This is a genomic window from Actinobacillus succinogenes 130Z, from assembly GCF_000017245.1.
GTDB classification, from domain to species: Bacteria; Pseudomonadota; Gammaproteobacteria; order Enterobacterales; family Pasteurellaceae; genus Exercitatus; species Exercitatus succinogenes.
Genome location: NC_009655.1, coordinates 1,527,363 through 1,542,464, shown reverse-complemented (window position 1 = coordinate 1,542,464; position 15,102 = coordinate 1,527,363). Strand labels below are relative to the sequence as shown.

Genomic DNA, 15,102 nt, shown 5'->3' with positions numbered 1-15,102 from the left:
AAATTCGCCGATAATGTTACCATATTTTCAGCAAAACTCATCTGTTTTCTATCTTCTGACATTCGCTCGGTTCTATATAAAACATTATGACATTACCACTTTTCTGGTTGTGTATTTCTTCACCGAACAGCAGATTAAAAAATAACACACTCCTCTATTGCTACCGAACTTGAAAATAACAAATTTATAATGTACAAAATACCTGATTTTTAACCGCACTTATAGGAATAGATAAAAATGGATACTTTAGAATTATTGTTATACCGTCGCTCTAATAAAAAACTGACACATCCTGCGCCGAATACCGAACAATTAGCGCAAATATTTCAGGCGGCCTGCCGAGCGCCGGATCATGGTAAACTGCAACCTTACCGTTTTATTGTCATTGAAGGCGAAGGACTGAAACGACTTGAAGTGCTATTAAAAGCAGCGGCGCAAGAGTTAAATTTAGACAAAAAACAAACGGCGAAAGCGGAAAAAATTTGCGGACAGCCGATGGTTATTGCAGTTGTAGCGAAAATCGATAAGACTATCGAAAAAGTACCGGACTGGGAACAGATGTTAACCGCAGGTTGTGCCACTTACAGCATTCAGTTAGCGGCACAAAATTTAGGCTTTGATAATGTCTGGATAACGGGAAAATGGGTGGAGGGTTCCGCGCTACGCCAAGCCTTTGAATGCGCACCTCATGATAAAGTGGTGGCATTAATTATGTTGGGTACGGCAACAAGCCAACCTGATAAGGAACCCAAAACCGTTAACCCGGAAAAATTCGTGCGTTATCTTTAAATGCTCTGCAAATAAAAGCAGATCATTTATCTGCTTTTTTAGTCCAATTCCGTCCAGATTGGAGTGACATTTTCAGGTAAGAACAAGGATTTGCCGATTTCAATCCAGCCGCAGGGAAAATGAAAATCCGATCCCACAGAACCTAACAAGCCGAATTCATTTGCCCAACGGGCGACTAAATGGCGCTGATCCGGCGTTTGCCCGCAGCCGGATATTTCAATGCCGTCGCCACCCCATTGTTTGAATTCGTCAATTAAACGGCGTAACCAGCGATTAGTCATGGTATAACGTAACGGATGTGCCAACACGGCTAACCCCCCCCCGCTTGATGAATGACTTCAATAGCTTGCGGAATGCTCGTCCAACCGGATTTTACAAAGCAAGGCTTGCCTTGAGCAAGATATTTTTTAAATGCCTGAGTTTCGTTCTTTACTTCACCGATTTGCACCAAATAACGGGCAAAATGAGCTCGGGTAACTTCGCCGTTTGCGAGTTTTTCGGCCCCCTCAAAGGCATTAGAAATACCGATTTTTTCCAATTTCGAACCGATTTCCAACGCGCGTTGATGACGTATTTCTCTCTGTTGTTGCAAAAGTGCGGTCAAATTTTGATGAGTTTCATCGAATCCCAGCCCTACAATATGAATACCGCGGTTTTCCCATTCCGTTGACACCTCTACCCCATTAATTAACCGAATCCCTGCGGCTTTTGATGCAATTCTCACTTCCGCCAAGCCTGAAATGCTGTCGTGATCCGTCAACGCTAACACCTTAACCTGTTGTTCGGCTGCCCGTTGAATCAATTCCGTCGGTGTTAATATTCCGTCCGAAGCCGTACTATGGGTGTGAAGATCGTAAATTTTATCTGTCATATTAGGGAAATTTGCAATATAAGATGGTTCATAGCAGAAAAGTGCGGTGAAATTTGACCGCACTTTTCGCTTTAAGGCGAATGCTATTTTATGGTTTGCACCAAAGTTTTGACTAATGCCGGACCGTGGTAAATCAGCCCGGAATAAATCTGTAATAATTCGGCACCGGCGGCGATTTTTTCCTGTGCGTTTTGCACACCGTCGATGCCGCCGCTACCGATAATCGGAATATCGCCCTTCAGCTCCCGATGTAAACGACGAATGATTTCCGTACTTTTATGCTGTAACGGCTTACCGCTTAATCCGCCTATTTCCGCCGCATTTTTCATCCCCTGCACGGTGTCGCGGGAAATTGTAGTATTAGTCGCGATAACGCCGTCCATTTGATGACGGCGTACCGTGTCGGCAATTTGCACCAATTCGGCTTCAGTCAGATCCGGCGCAATTTTCAATGCGATAGGCACATATTTGTTATATTGTTCCGCCAGAATTTTTTGCCGTTCTTTAATACTTTTCAGTAAGTCATCCAATGCGTCACCATATTGCAACGTACGTAAGTCCGGCGTATTCGGTGACGAAATATTCACCGTAATATAATGCGCATAATTGTACGCTTTATTCAGGCAGAAAATATAATCGTCCTTGCCCTGTTCGATAGGGGTAATTTTATTTTTACCGATATTAATCCCCAGTGTACCGTCATAATGGGATTTGTTGACATTTTCGATAAGGTGATCGATACCGTAATTGTTAAAACCGTTGCGGTTGATAATCCCCTCCGCTTCCACAATTCGGAATTGGCGCGGTTTGGCATTCCCGTCCTGAGCCAATGGCGTAACGGTACCCACTTCGATAAAACCGAATCCCATTGCACCGAAACCGTCAATGGCTTCACCGTTTTTATCCGCACCGGCCGCTAATCCGATAGGATTCTTAAATTTTATGCCCATCACGGTTTTTTCCGTACCTTGCGGGCAACCGAGTAACGCTTTTAATGCACGATTTAACCACGGATTACCTGCAATATGCAGCGCTTTAATCGCCAAGTTGTGGGCAGTTTCGGGTTCTAACGCAAAAATACCTTTTCGGATAAGCGGGTATAACATCTTGTGTTCTCTAAGATTCTCTGTTTACGGTTAACAATATTATTCTTCTTCAATCAGGCGTTTAACGCTTTATCAATTTTTTCGTATAAATCTTTGGACAAATTTTCCACTTCGTTTAAGCGCTCCAATGCACGCTTCATTAGGGTTTGACGTTGACTGTCATAGCGGCTGAAACGGATTAACGGTTCCACTAAACGAGCGGCAACCTGCGGATTGGTTTCGTTTAATTTAATCAGAATATCGGTTAAGAAGCGATACCCCGAACCGTTCGTCGCATGAAACGCTTTCGGATTTTGGTTGGTAAAACTTGCCACTAAGGCCCGTAGACGATTCGGATTATTGAAATTGAAACTCGGATGCATCATCAAATGCTGTACCAATTCCAACACATTACTGTCCGGACGGGTTGCCTGTAAAGTAAACCATTTATCCATAACCAGTCCGTCATGTTGCCATTTTTCTTCAAAATCACGCAACAGATTTTCACGACAACCGAGTTGGGCTTTAGTTGCCGCCGTTAATGCCGCCAGCATATCCGTCATATTATCCGCATGCAGATAATGTTTGTTGACAATTAAATTGCCCGTTTCACAGAAGGCTAAATATTGCAGACAAATATTTTTTAACCCGCGTAATGCAATATCTTGAATATCGATGCGATACTCTTGCGGAAGAATGGCATTATAGGTTTCAAGCAACTGAGCACGTAAATTTTCCGCAATAGTACGTTGCATAAAATCGCGCACGGTAGCAATGCCGTCCGGATCAATGGTTTTAAATAATTCGGCAAATTCCGTTTCTTTCGGTAACGTCAAAAGCAAGGTCGTAAGTTCTACATTTTCTTTATAATTCGCCAGTACGTGGGAAAGTGCGGTCAAAATTTCCGCAGAAAATGTGAGTTCTTCGCTTTGCTGCCAGGCTGTTAAATTACGGCGTAATTCTGCTGCGAATAACATTTGCATCGCATCCCAGCGTACAAATTCGTTCTGCGCAAATTTCAATAAAATAATCAGTTGTTCCGTGCTGTAATGATAATCCAGTTTTACCGGCGCAGAAAAGTCGCATAATAACGCAGGCACGGGACGCGAGCTGACGGAATGGAATTCAAATACCTGATCTTTTTGCGTTACGTTCAACACATTACTCACGACTTCACCGTTGTTTAGTAAGCTAATCGGAATGCCGTTTTTATCATATAAGGCAATTTTCAATGGAATATGTAAATTCACCTTATCCATTTGATCTGCCGTCGGTGGCGTCAGCTGAGAAACAATAAGCTGATAACTGTGTTTTTTCTCATCATAGCTGTCGGAAACCGTTAATTTCGGCGTGCCGGATTGGCTATACCAACGACGAAATTGCGTTAAATCCACACCGGAGGCTCGTTCCATGGCAGAAACAAAATCTTCGCAGGTGGCGGCTTTACCGTCGTTTTCCGCAATATAAAGCTGCATACCTTGCTGGAAACGTTTTTCGCCCAGTAAGGTATGCATCATACGAATAACTTCCGCGCCTTTTTCATAAACGGTCATAGTATAAAAGTTATTCATTTCCAATACTTTTTCCGGACGAATCGGATGAGACATCGGGCTGGCATCTTCGGCAAACTGCGCGGTACGCAGGAATTTTACGTTATTAATGCGATTCACCGCCCGGGAACCGGTATCCGATGAAAACTCCTGATCGCGGAATACGGTCAATCCTTCTTTCAGACTTAATTGGAACCAATCCCGGCAAGTGACGCGATTACCGGTCCAGTTATGGAAATATTCATGTCCGATCACCGATTCGATCGCCAAATAATCTTCGTCCGTCGCAGTTTGTGCGTTGGCCAATACATATTTGGAATTGAATACGTTCAAACCTTTATTTTCCATCGCCCCCATATTGAAGAAATCCACCGCCACAATCATGTAAATATCCAGATCGTATTCCAAACCGAAACGCTCTTCATCCCATTTCATGGCTTTCTTCAGACTTTGCATGGCCCAATCGGCGCGATTTAAATTGCCGCGATCGACATACAGTTCCAGTGCCACTTTCCGACCGCTACGAGTGGTGAATTCATCTTGCAACAGATCAAAATCACCGGCGACCAACGCAAATAAATAACTCGGTTTCGGGAACGGATCCTGCCATTCCACCCAATGTTTGTCATTATCCGATTCACCGCTTGCAATACGGTTCCCGTTTGAAAGCAGGAACGGATAACGGGTTTTGTCGGCAGTGATTTTCACATGATAACGCGCCAATACATCCGGGCGGTCTAATGAATAAGTAATCTGGCGAAACCCTTCCGCTTCACATTGCGTACAAATCCCCTCGCCCGATTGATACAGCCCCTGTAATGAGGTATTTTCGGCCGGTACCAGAATCGTCACAATTTCAAGCTCGAAATTGTCCGCACTTTCCTCGGGCAATGTCAGCGTGAGACTTTCTCCGTCCTGTTTGTAAGCGGAAAAATCGCTACCGTTAAATTTAATTGAAGCAAATTGGAAGCTGTGACCGTCTAAGCGTAATGTCGTACTTTCGGAATTCAGACGTTGGAATTGGGTTTTGGCGGTGACCACGGTATGCTGCGGGTCAAGTTGAAAATCAAGAAAAATATCCGTTGCGGTAAAATCCGGGGTTTTATAATCTTTGCGGTATTTGGCTTTCGCTTGCATAAAAACATTCCGTTAAACGATAAAAAATTTCCGTCTAGGATAAATTTTTTAAGCCAAAGTTGCAAAGTATTTTTAAATTTTCATTACGGCAAGAATCCTGTAAAATCCCGCCATAGGAGAAATAAGGAACAAGCATGAAAAAAGATATTCGATTTTATCTTATCCGTCACGGCAGAACGGTTTGGAACGAACAGGGTTTAATGCAGGGCTGGGGCAACTCCGACCTGACGGAAGAAGGCGTGAAAGGAGCAAAACTCACAGGGCTCGCATTAAATGAAGTGCCCTTTGTCGCGGCATATTCAAGCTGTCTGCAACGGACTATCGATACTGCCCATCATATTTTAGGCGAACGGAATATTCCGCTTTTTCAGCATAACGGTTTAAACGAGCATTATTTCGGTTCATGGGAAGGCACGCATGTGGAATCAATCCGTCAAACCCGGGAATTCCAGCAAATGGTCGCGGATCCTGTTAACTATAAAGCCTTGACGAACGGCGGAGAAACTTGGCAACAATTAGCCGAGCGCACTACGAAAGCCATTAACGACATTATTCGAATTCATGATAACGGCAATATTTTGGTAGTATCTCACGGCCATACCGTGCGCTTATTAATGGCTATTTTCGCCGGCGCCACTTGGCAAACCCACCGCGATCCCGGCATTAGCGAATCGATGAAAAATACATCCATTAATATTGTGCATTATATTCGAAACGGACTGTCGGATTCAGGGCGGTTTATTGTCGAGAAAGTGAATGATACCCGTCATTTAGAATGATGAAAAAGGCACTTTCACCGTGCCTTTTCAGCATGTATGCTTTATAGTAGCTGCAAAAATTCACCGACGGTATGAAACGAACCGAACACAATCACCACGTCATTTTCATGCGCTTTTTCAATCGCATTTTGAACGCCTTCTTGTACGGAATGAAAAACATTTGTCCGTATATCAGGATCCAGCGCTTGTAGTTTTCGGTTTAACGACTCCCCTGTTTGTCCGCGTTCGCCCGTTAAAGTCACGCAAATCCATTCGTCGATAACCGGCAATAACGGCGTCAATATGCCTGTAGCATCTTTATCTTTCAAAATGCCGCAAACCGCAATCATTCGGCCTGACATCCGCGCGTGAAGTGCGGTCAGTTTTTCGCTTAAATATCGCGCGGCATGCGGGTTATGCCCGACATCAATAATCATTTGCGGTAAACTTTTTACAGGCTTATTAGCCGGTTTTGCGAGATTGGATAACTGTGCCGGTTTAATTTTTTGAAAACGTCCGATCAATTCCACTTCCTGCAGTGATTGACGGATAACCGTTTCCGAAATATGAGAAGGTAACGCTTGAACTGCTGCTAATACTGTCGCCGCATTAGGTAACGGAATTTGGCAAAACGGTAAATTTTCCAACCGCACTTTACCGCTCTGCCATGTCCAGGATTCAGTCTGTTGCGTGAACGACCAATCAACATCACGCCTTGAAACCGCACATTTCAATGATTTCGCATATTCCGCTATACTGTGAGGACAATCGGGTTCACCGATAATCACAGGTTTACCGGCGCGGAAAATACCGGCTTTTTCGTATCCGATTTTTTCACGGGTATCACCTAAAAAATCCACGTGATCAATATCGATGCTGGTAATCACCGCCATATCGGCATCAACAATGTTAGTAGCGTCCAAACGGCCGCCCAGTCCCACTTCTAAAATTGCCACATCCACTTCGGCTTGTTTGAATAAATACAGTGCGGAAAGCGTACTGAATTCGAAATAAGTAAGCGACCGGTTTTTATGTTCATTAATAAAAGCGAATGATGACGTATGTCGGTCATCCGCCAATTCCTGATTTTGAATTCTCACCCGTTCGTTATAACGAATTAAATGAGGCGACGAATAAACGCCGACTTTATAGCCGGCATTAATCAATATCGTTTCCAGCAGGCGACAGGTCGTACCCTTACCATTTGTGCCGCCCACCGTGATAACATAAGGAGCCGGACGCAATAAATTCAATTCCCGCGCAACGGTTTTTATCCGCTCCAGACCTAAATCAATGGCTTTAAAATGACTGTTTTCCAAATAAGAAAGCCACTCGTTCAGTGACGAAGTGGCTTTTAAATTATGTTGCATGATTTTTACCTAGTCTGCAATAATCTCAGGTTCTAAAAAAGGTGACGGCTTGTTCATCAGCTTGCTTAATATGCTGGCTAGTTTTTCACGCATTTCAGAACGTTGAATGATCATATCAATGGCACCGTGTTCCAATAAAAATTCGGCGCGCTGAAAACCTTCCGGTAATTTTTCACGTACGGTTTGTTCGATAACACGCGGTCCGGCAAAACCGATTAATGCTTTCGGTTCCGCGATATTTAAATCTCCCAGCATAGCGAAACTGGCGGAGACTCCCCCTAAGGTCGGATCCGTTAACACAGAAATAAAAGGAACGCCTTTTTCTTTCATTTTTGCTAATACGGCACTGGTTTTCGCCATTTGCATTAAAGACAATAACGCTTCCTGCATGCGGGCACCGCCCGATGCGGAGAAACACACAAACGGACAGTTTTTTTCAATGGCTTCTTCTGCAGCCTGAACAAATTTCGCTCCCACAACGGAGCCCATGGAGCCGCCCATAAAAGCAAAATTTGAAGCGGCCGCTACAATCGGCATGCCGTATAAAGTCCCGGACATCGCCACTAATGCGTCTTTTTCACCGGTGTCTTTTTGTGCGGCAGAAAGACGATCTTTATATTTTTTCAAATCTTTGAATTTTAAGATGTCTTTCGGTTCTAAATCCGCTGCAATTTCTGTCATGCTGTCTTTATCCAGCAAATATTCCAAACGTTCGCGGGCATCAATACGCATATGATGACCGCATTTCGGGCACACCTCTAAGTGGCGTTTTAACTCATCGCGGTATAAAACCTGTTCACAAGCCGTACATTTTGTCCACACTCCTTCCGGTACGTTCGCCCGGCGGGAATCCGAAGACGGCTTTTTACTAAAAATTTTATCTATCCAGCTCATGTTTAACCTGTTAATCAATGAAAATTCAGCGTATTAAACCATAATTTCCGGCATTATGCCAGTAAGGTTTAACCCCCTATTAGTTTAGCTGCGTATCGCCTACTAAATTATCGCATTCCCATCCCTGATATTCACCGGAAAATTCTTTTGCCAGGTACTCGAACGACTCCACATAAATAAAAATATCGCTGTTATCCAACGTCAATTCCTGTTCCAGTTTCAGCATATAAACTTCATCATCTTCCTCATTAAGACGCATAGGTTGATCCGTATATTGGATCTGGTTAAACGGAATATCACTGAGTCCCATTTTTTCAATAAACGCCTGCATTTTTTCTTTTTGTTCAAAATGAAAGGTATGTTCTACCAAATAAGTATCGCTTAACGAACGGTTATTTTGCGTCAGCATTTCAATGATTTCTTCCGTTGCATTAATCTTCATTTCTAACGGAGAAGGCAGCAAAAAATCAAAATATAAATCCCAATCGGAATCATGCTGGACTTCCACGTTATCCACATCATCAAACTGAGCCAACACCGCCTGAAAAGCATCGCTGTTTTGGGTATAAAAATACAAGCGCGCCATTCCGTTACTGATAATATGACCGGCAAATAAGGTATTCGGCAAAGCGGATAATTGGGTTAATACCTTAAAAATCTTGCGAATCAACGTTTGATACTCATTTGTTTCGGGCAACCCGCTTTCATCTTGCTCGTAAGGCAATGAAAATTGCACTACGGAAGCCAACTGAGGATTCGGATATGCGGCGAATAAAGCAAGATTTGCCGTAAAAATCGCGATCCTATCGTTCAATAATGAACGATAAGTCTGCCAGTTTTGTTCTTTTTCTATATCTGTCATCAGCTAAATACCGCCCAAATCGGTGCGTGATCCGAAGGTTTTTCCATGGCACGGATAGTTAAATCAATGCCGGTTTCCGTGCAATGTTCCGCAAGTTTTGTATTGGCTAAAATATGGTCGATACGCAAACCGCGGTTTTCATTAAATCCTTTCGAACGATAATCAAACCATGAGAATTTATCACTTGCCGTCGGATTCAGTTTGCGGAAAGTATCTTCTAAACCTAAATCGTATAAATGCTGATACCATTCCCGTTCTTCCGGTAAAAACGAACATTTGCCCGTACGCAGCCAACGTTTGCGGTTTTCTTCTCCGATACCGATATCCAAATCCGTCGGGCTGATATTCATATCACCCATAATCACCACATTATCGCAAGGTAAATCCTCCGCTACATAACGGCGTAAATCCGCATAAAATTTTGCTTTTGCCGGAAATTTGGTTTCGTGAGCCCGGCTTTCCCCTTGCGGAAAATAACCGTTAATAACCGTTAATGAACCGAAATCCGTATCAAAATCCGCCATAATAATGCGTCGTTGCGCCTCTTCGCTATCAGTCGGAAATCCGCGACGCACGGCTTTGGGTTCCTGCTTGGTCAGCAATGCCACACCGTAATGCCCTTTTTGCCCGTAATGAAAAACGTGGTACCCCAAATCCGCCACAATCTCATAGGGAAACTGTTCGTCCGCCACTTTAATTTCCTGCAACCCTAAAATATCAGGTCGGTGAATATCAATAATCTGTTCTAATTGGTGCGGTCTGGCGCGTAAGCCGTTAATGTTAAAGGAGATAACTTTCATAACATTCCTAATTGCTCAAAATTGTCGGTTATTATACTGATTTTTCCCACGATTTACGAAACTTCTTTTCGTCGCTTTTTACCCCTAACATATTCCCCGAAACGAGCATTTTTGTGACCGCACTTTTGTGCTATGATTTCGCCAATTTTTTGAAAAAAAGGAATTGTTATGTCTTTACTTTCTCTCGAGCAGGCATTAGAGCAAATGCTTTCGGTCTTGCCTTCCCCGACTAAAACGGAAACCCTTGCTATCCATCAGGCGGCTAATAGAATTTGTGCAAAAGATATTATTTCACCGATTAATGTTCCCTCTTTTGATAATTCCGCAATGGACGGTTATGCCGTACGTTTGGCGGATTTAATACGATCCATGACGTTGTCCGTCGCAGGCAAATCCTTTGCCGGTAAACCTTTTGCTGGAGAATGGAAAGCGCAAACTGCGATCAGAATTATGACGGGCGCGATGATTCCGGAAGGTGCGGATGCCGTCGTAATGCAGGAAGACGTGAATGTCAATGATGACGGTACCGTAACCTTTACCGCCCTGCCTAAAGCAAATCAAAATATTCGTCGCATCGGTGAAGACGTGAAACAAGGTGATACGGTGCTGAAAGCCGGTACGCGATTAAATGCCGTATCCTTGCCGTTACTCGCATCATTGGGGATCGGCGATGTCGATGTCTTTGCGCCATTAAAAGTAGCCTTGCTGTCAACGGGAGATGAACTGGTTGCTGTCGGGCAGCCTTTAGAACCGGGGCAAATCTACGACACCAACCGATTTGCCGTAAAACTCATGTTAGAAAAGTTACCTTGTCACGTGTTGGATTTCGGTATTTTACCGGATAATCAAACAGCATTCGAAAAAGCGTTTGTAGAAGCGCAGAAACAAGCGGATTTAGTGATTACCAGCGGCGGCGTTTCGGTCGGTGAAGCGGATTTTACTAAAACCGTGCTAGAAAAAGTCGGAAAAATCAACTTCTGGAAACTGGCTATCAAACCGGGAAAACCTTTTGCCTTCGGTCGATTGAATAACGCTTGGTTCTGCGGTTTACCGGGCAATCCGGTATCGGCGCTGGTGACTTTTTATCAACTCGTTCAACCCGTTATTGCCAAATTATCCGGCCTGACTTGTTCCCGGCCGACAAGACTTCGGGCGGTTGCTGCGACCGGATTGAAAAAATCCGCGGGACGTTTGGATTTTCAACGGGGTTTTTACCATGTCAACGAAAACGGACAGCTACAGGTTCAACCCGTAGGCTTCCAAGGCTCACATTTATTCGGTTCTTTCGCGAAATCCAACTGTTTTATCGTGCTGGAACGGGAACGCGGTAACGTAGAAGCAGGAGAAACCGTCACCATCGAACTTTTTAACGAACTATTGGCATAGAGACATGGCTGAATTAAGTTACCAAGAGGAATTACGCTATAATCGCCAAATCATTCTGAAAGCGATAGATTTCGACGGACAGGAAAAGTTGAAAGACAGTCGTATGCTGATTGTCGGCTTAGGCGGCTTAGGTTGCGCCGCCGGTCAATATTTAACCGCTGCCGGCGTGGGACATTTAACTTTGCTCGATTTTGATACGGTGGCGTTGTCAAACCTGCAACGACAAGTCCTGCATAATGACAGCCGATTGGACATGGCTAAAGTGGAATCTGCCAGAATATCATTGAAAAGTTTAAATCCCCACATCGAAATTAACACCATAAACGGGTTGCTCAGTGAAGAAAAACTGGCGGAAATCGTACCGCACTTTGATGTGATTTTGGACTGCACCGACAATATCGACATCCGAAATCAGCTGGATCGTTGTTGTGAACAGGCTAAAATTCCGTTAGTTTCCGGTGCGGCAATTCGTTTCGAAGGCCAAATTTCCGTTTTTACTTACGAACCTCATACACCGACTTACCGTCAGCTAAGCAATCTTTTCGGCGATTCCACCTTAAGTTGTGTCGAAGCCGGCGTAATATCGCCGATTGTTGGGGTAATCGGTTCGTTACAGGCATTGGAAGCCATCAAAGTGCGGTTAAAAATCGGTACGAATTTATGCGGACGGTTGTTGATGATCGACGGATTAAATATGGCAATTCGGGAGATTAAACTTCCGACTGAAACAAATTAAGGAAATAATATGACTGCAAATTTCGATTTATCCGATGTAGAGTTTCACTCTTTTCATTGGGACAATTTTAATCGTGATGTACTCAACGCCCATAAAAACGTTATGGCGCATTTCGATTTAAACGTGATTTATACGGAAGAAAATATGGAACACGGCGAATGGCTTGACCGCGTAATGAGTCGGGCAACTAAAAAAGTAATCGCCATTATCGAACCGGATTGCATCCCGCTTAATCGGGAAATTGTCGAACAAGCGGCCGAATTCGTATATAGAAACGAAACCTTCCTTGGTCCGGCTCAAGCGTCTAATCATATTTATCCCGGAAGCCATATTTTTGCCTCGCCTGCGTTCTTTTTCATCTCTGCGGATTGCTATAAACGTATGGGATGTCCGTCATTTCGCTTGAATGATCGTTCGGATGTTGCGGAAGAATTGGCTTACCGTGCAGAAAAATTGGGTATTCCGTATCGCACTTTATATCCGACTCATTACGAACGCCCTCCGTTGGAAGGCATTTGGCGTTTGGGAAGTTACGGATATTACGGCGTCGGTACCGTTTTTGCCGAAAGTGTTTATCACTTGTTCCAAAGCCGTTTCGAACAAAACGTTAAACTGTTTCTGCAACATTGCGATGATGTTATCGCCGGCAAATTTACTCTTGACGCTTTTAACTCCGCAACGGCATTGATTCGACCTGAGCAGCAAATGCCGATGCCGACCCCGAAACCGCTTATTAAGCGTATTCGAAAACGGCTTAAACGCGGTTTGTATACTACAAATAAATTTATTTAAACGGCACGATTCGACGTTGAAATTTAAGATATTTACGATACGGCGTTGTCACGATTTTCCGCACAACGTCGAACAGCGATTTCGGTTTCGTATAAGGGCGCACTTTTTTAAAATGCGCCCGTTCCACTTCCAGACTACTCAATAACGTTACGTTATTCTTATTGTAAAACGAATCCTGTACGCAAATCGCCGGATAAAGTTGCACCAGCTGAAAATCCGGATTTTTAAGCAGATCGTCAAATAAAATTAAATCGATGGCTTTTAACGTCTGCGCGGATAACGTTTTAATATACCGTAATAACGCTTTTGCCGTAGCCTGAGAAATTATATAACCGGCCATGCCGATATGAGCACGTCCGGCCGTTAAGCGCATAAATTGACGAGACTTATAGGCATCTATATGATGCAGCGGTTTAAAATTGGTTTTACCTAATGCCGTTTCCAGCTTCAGAATAATCGGACGAAACAGATCAAAACGAGATTCAAACCATTGATAATCGGACAAAAAATCGCCCGCATTTTCGCCTAGTAAAATATCGTCTTCAAAAATGGCGATATACGGTAAATTGTCATCAAGACATTTTTGCCATAAAGAAACGTGACTCATAAAACAGCTTTTTTCACCCGCCGTTAAATGTTCCGCCTGCTGCAAATTCGGGACAAAACGATCTATTGCGGCATTTAAGCCTATATCAGGTGAAATAGCATCAAAAAATTCGAACGGCACGTTCTGCTGTTGAAAGACATTTCGGATATGTTGGCGTCGAGAAACCGCTGTCGGTAAGCTTATAACATAATTCACATTATTCAAACGACAATCCTTAAAAACACAGTACTCAGCATAGTTATTATTAAAGTCGCTATTATACATATTTTTTAACTTTTAAGTAAAAATAAAGTAGAATACGTCTGTTTTTTATATTGACTTAGGATTTCGTATGGCTCGCAAACCCGTAGAACTTGATTTTGAATCCACCCTGGCGCAACTGGAAGCTGTTGTAACCGAATTGGAAAGAGGTGATCTCCCTCTGGAAAGCGCTTTAAAAGAATTCGAAACCGGTATCAAACTCGCCAAACAGGGGCAGGAACGGTTGCAACAAGCGGAACAACGTATTCAGATTTTATTGCAAAAAAGTGATACCGCACCATTAACGGATTATTCTGCGGACGAATGATATGTACGATTTTCAACAAAATTTATGCCAAGTCCAACACCGGATCAACAGTTTTATGGAAAACCAATTCAATGACATCAATACATTCGGCTCTCCGTTGGCGGATGCTATGAAATACGGATTACTGCTTGGCGGTAAACGTATTCGTCCGTTTTTAGTTTATGCCACGGGGGATATGCTTGGTGCCGATTTAAACGCACTAGATTATGCGGCGGCGGCTATTGAAAGTATTCATGCTTATTCGCTGATCCACGACGATTTACCGGCGATGGACAATGATGAATTGCGACGCGGTAAACCGACCTGTCATATCGCTTTTGATCACGCTACGGCAATTTTAGCCGGCGACGCTTTGCAGACGTTTGCCTTTGAAATCATCACAAAATCCACCGCACTTTGTGCGGAGCAAAAGTTAAAATTAGTGCAAGAATTAAGTCGTGCTGCGGGTGTTCGCGGAATGTGTTTGGGGCAAAGTCTGGATTTGCTGGCGGAACAAAAAAAAGTAACGCTTGCTGAGCTGGAACTTATTCACCGCAATAAAACCGGTGCGTTACTGACTGCCGCATTAATGATGGGGTTTATTTGCTCTCCACATTACGCTAATCACGCACTGGCCTGTCGGTTAAAACAGTATGCGGATGCTATCGGATTGGCTTTTCAAGTGCGGGACGATATTCTGGATATTGAAGGCAATACTGTGGAAATAGGCAAAACCGTGGGCGCCGATTTAAATCTGGACAAAAGCACTTATCCTAAAATGCTCGGTTTGGACGGTGCGAAAAGTAAAGCTCAGGAACTCTATCAAAGTGCGGTCAAAAATTTGAATGAAATATCCTTTGATACTACGGCATTACGCGCATTGGCGGAATTTATTATTCATCGCAAAAATTAATTATT

At 43.5% G+C, this 15,102-nt stretch carries 14 protein-coding genes and 1 pseudogene; 7 read left to right on the top strand and 8 right to left on the bottom strand.

Annotated features, from left to right (window positions below; all coding sequences use genetic code 11):
- Positions 1-237 precede the first annotated feature (237 nt).
- Positions 238-789 carry an NAD(P)H nitroreductase gene (locus tag ASUC_RS07240; protein WP_012073123.1) on the top strand — a complete coding sequence of 184 codons (552 nt, stop codon included), beginning with the start codon at positions 238-240 and terminating at the stop codon, positions 787-789.
- Between the two features lie 38 nt (positions 790-827).
- Here the strand turns inward: ASUC_RS07240 and rnm are convergent.
- The 3 genes and pseudogenes from rnm to pepN form a co-directional block, all read right to left on the bottom strand.
- Positions 828-1,660, bottom strand: a pseudogene (gene rnm, locus ASUC_RS07235) (RNase RNM).
- 83 nt (positions 1,661-1,743) lie between these two features.
- Complete coding sequence (pyrD, locus tag ASUC_RS07230) at positions 1,744-2,766, bottom strand: quinone-dependent dihydroorotate dehydrogenase (protein ID WP_012073122.1); 1,023 nt, start codon at positions 2,764-2,766, stop codon at positions 1,744-1,746.
- Between the two features lie 53 nt (positions 2,767-2,819).
- Positions 2,820-5,432, bottom strand: a complete 2,613-nt coding sequence (gene pepN / locus ASUC_RS07225) for an aminopeptidase N (RefSeq protein ID WP_012073121.1) — start codon at positions 5,430-5,432, stop codon at positions 2,820-2,822.
- Between the two features lie 134 nt (positions 5,433-5,566).
- On the opposite strand from pepN, the gene ASUC_RS07220 reads away from it, so the two are divergent.
- The gene (locus ASUC_RS07220) at positions 5,567-6,211 is read left to right on the top strand and encodes a histidine phosphatase family protein (RefSeq protein WP_012073120.1); all 645 of its coding nucleotides are present in this window, start codon (positions 5,567-5,569) and stop codon (positions 6,209-6,211) included.
- Between the two features lie 41 nt (positions 6,212-6,252).
- Here ASUC_RS07220 and folC read toward each other — a convergent pair whose 3' ends face one another.
- The 4 genes from folC to xthA all read right to left on the bottom strand — a co-directional run bounded on the left by folC (position 6,253) and on the right by xthA (position 10,116).
- Entirely contained in the window at positions 6,253-7,560 is a 1,308-nt protein-coding gene (gene folC, locus ASUC_RS07215) for a bifunctional tetrahydrofolate synthase/dihydrofolate synthase (protein WP_012073119.1), read from the bottom strand.
- Positions 7,561-7,569: 9 nt separating this feature from the next.
- Positions 7,570-8,454 carry an acetyl-CoA carboxylase, carboxyltransferase subunit beta gene (accD, locus tag ASUC_RS07210; protein WP_012073118.1) on the bottom strand — a complete coding sequence of 295 codons (885 nt, stop codon included), beginning with the start codon at positions 8,452-8,454 and terminating at the stop codon, positions 7,570-7,572.
- 79 nt (positions 8,455-8,533) lie between these two features.
- Complete coding sequence (locus tag ASUC_RS07205; protein WP_012073117.1) at positions 8,534-9,316, bottom strand: TIGR01619 family protein; 783 nt, start codon at positions 9,314-9,316, stop codon at positions 8,534-8,536.
- Entirely contained in the window at positions 9,316-10,116 is an 801-nt protein-coding gene (gene xthA, locus ASUC_RS07200; RefSeq protein ID WP_012073116.1) for an exodeoxyribonuclease III, read from the bottom strand. The genes ASUC_RS07205 and xthA overlap by 1 nt, the downstream gene beginning before the upstream one ends.
- Before the next feature lie 168 nt (positions 10,117-10,284).
- Here xthA and moeA point away from each other — a divergent pair, with 168 nt between their 5' ends.
- Genes moeA through ASUC_RS07185 form a run of 3 tightly spaced genes read left to right on the top strand, consistent with a single transcriptional unit; the run spans position 10,285 to position 13,030 of the window.
- Positions 10,285-11,502, top strand: coding sequence for a molybdopterin molybdotransferase MoeA (gene moeA, locus ASUC_RS07195; protein ID WP_012073115.1), 1,218 nt, complete (start codon positions 10,285-10,287; stop codon positions 11,500-11,502).
- A gap of 4 nt (positions 11,503-11,506) precedes the next feature.
- Positions 11,507-12,238: a molybdopterin-synthase adenylyltransferase MoeB gene (gene moeB / locus ASUC_RS07190; protein ID WP_012073114.1), complete on the top strand. Its 732-nt coding sequence runs from the start codon at positions 11,507-11,509 to the stop codon at positions 12,236-12,238.
- A gap of 9 nt (positions 12,239-12,247) precedes the next feature.
- A complete protein-coding gene (locus tag ASUC_RS07185) occupies positions 12,248-13,030 on the top strand; it encodes a hypothetical protein (protein WP_012073113.1) in 783 nt (260 codons plus the stop codon).
- Here ASUC_RS07185 and ASUC_RS07180 read toward each other — a convergent pair.
- Positions 13,023-13,832: a glycosyltransferase family 25 protein gene (locus tag ASUC_RS07180; protein WP_245822118.1), complete on the bottom strand. Its 810-nt coding sequence runs from the start codon at positions 13,830-13,832 to the stop codon at positions 13,023-13,025. The genes ASUC_RS07185 and ASUC_RS07180 overlap by 8 nt on opposite strands.
- A 136-nt stretch (positions 13,833-13,968) precedes the next feature.
- Between ASUC_RS07180 and xseB the strand changes: the two genes are divergently transcribed.
- Positions 13,969-14,205, top strand: a complete 237-nt coding sequence (xseB, locus tag ASUC_RS07175; RefSeq protein WP_012073111.1) for an exodeoxyribonuclease VII small subunit — start codon at positions 13,969-13,971, stop codon at positions 14,203-14,205.
- Between the two features lies 1 nt (position 14,206).
- Entirely contained in the window at positions 14,207-15,097 is an 891-nt protein-coding gene (gene ispA / locus ASUC_RS07170; RefSeq protein ID WP_012073110.1) for a (2E,6E)-farnesyl diphosphate synthase, read from the top strand.
- Positions 15,098-15,102: the final 5 nt, after the last annotated feature.

Bases quoted from the DNA above. Each gene is read 5' to 3' on its own strand.
- ASUC_RS07240 (WP_012073123.1), top strand. From the start codon at position 238: ATGGATACTTTAGAATTATTGTTATACCGTCGCTCTAATAAAAAACTG.
- pyrD (WP_012073122.1), bottom strand. From the start codon at position 2,766: ATGTTATACCCGCTTATCCGAAAAGGTATTTTTGCGTTAGAACCCGAA.
- pepN (WP_012073121.1), bottom strand. From the start codon at position 5,432: ATGCAAGCGAAAGCCAAATACCGCAAAGATTATAAAACCCCGGATTTT.
- ASUC_RS07220 (WP_012073120.1), top strand. From the start codon at position 5,567: ATGAAAAAAGATATTCGATTTTATCTTATCCGTCACGGCAGAACGGTT.
- folC (WP_012073119.1), bottom strand. From the start codon at position 7,560: ATGCAACATAATTTAAAAGCCACTTCGTCACTGAACGAGTGGCTTTCT.
- accD (WP_012073118.1), bottom strand. From the start codon at position 8,454: ATGAGCTGGATAGATAAAATTTTTAGTAAAAAGCCGTCTTCGGATTCC.
- ASUC_RS07205 (WP_012073117.1), bottom strand. From the start codon at position 9,316: ATGACAGATATAGAAAAAGAACAAAACTGGCAGACTTATCGTTCATTA.
- xthA (WP_012073116.1), bottom strand. From the start codon at position 10,116: ATGAAAGTTATCTCCTTTAACATTAACGGCTTACGCGCCAGACCGCAC.
- moeA (WP_012073115.1), top strand. From the start codon at position 10,285: ATGTCTTTACTTTCTCTCGAGCAGGCATTAGAGCAAATGCTTTCGGTC.
- moeB (WP_012073114.1), top strand. From the start codon at position 11,507: ATGGCTGAATTAAGTTACCAAGAGGAATTACGCTATAATCGCCAAATC.
- ASUC_RS07185 (WP_012073113.1), top strand. From the start codon at position 12,248: ATGACTGCAAATTTCGATTTATCCGATGTAGAGTTTCACTCTTTTCAT.
- xseB (WP_012073111.1), top strand. From the start codon at position 13,969: ATGGCTCGCAAACCCGTAGAACTTGATTTTGAATCCACCCTGGCGCAA.
- ispA (WP_012073110.1), top strand. From the start codon at position 14,207: ATGTACGATTTTCAACAAAATTTATGCCAAGTCCAACACCGGATCAAC.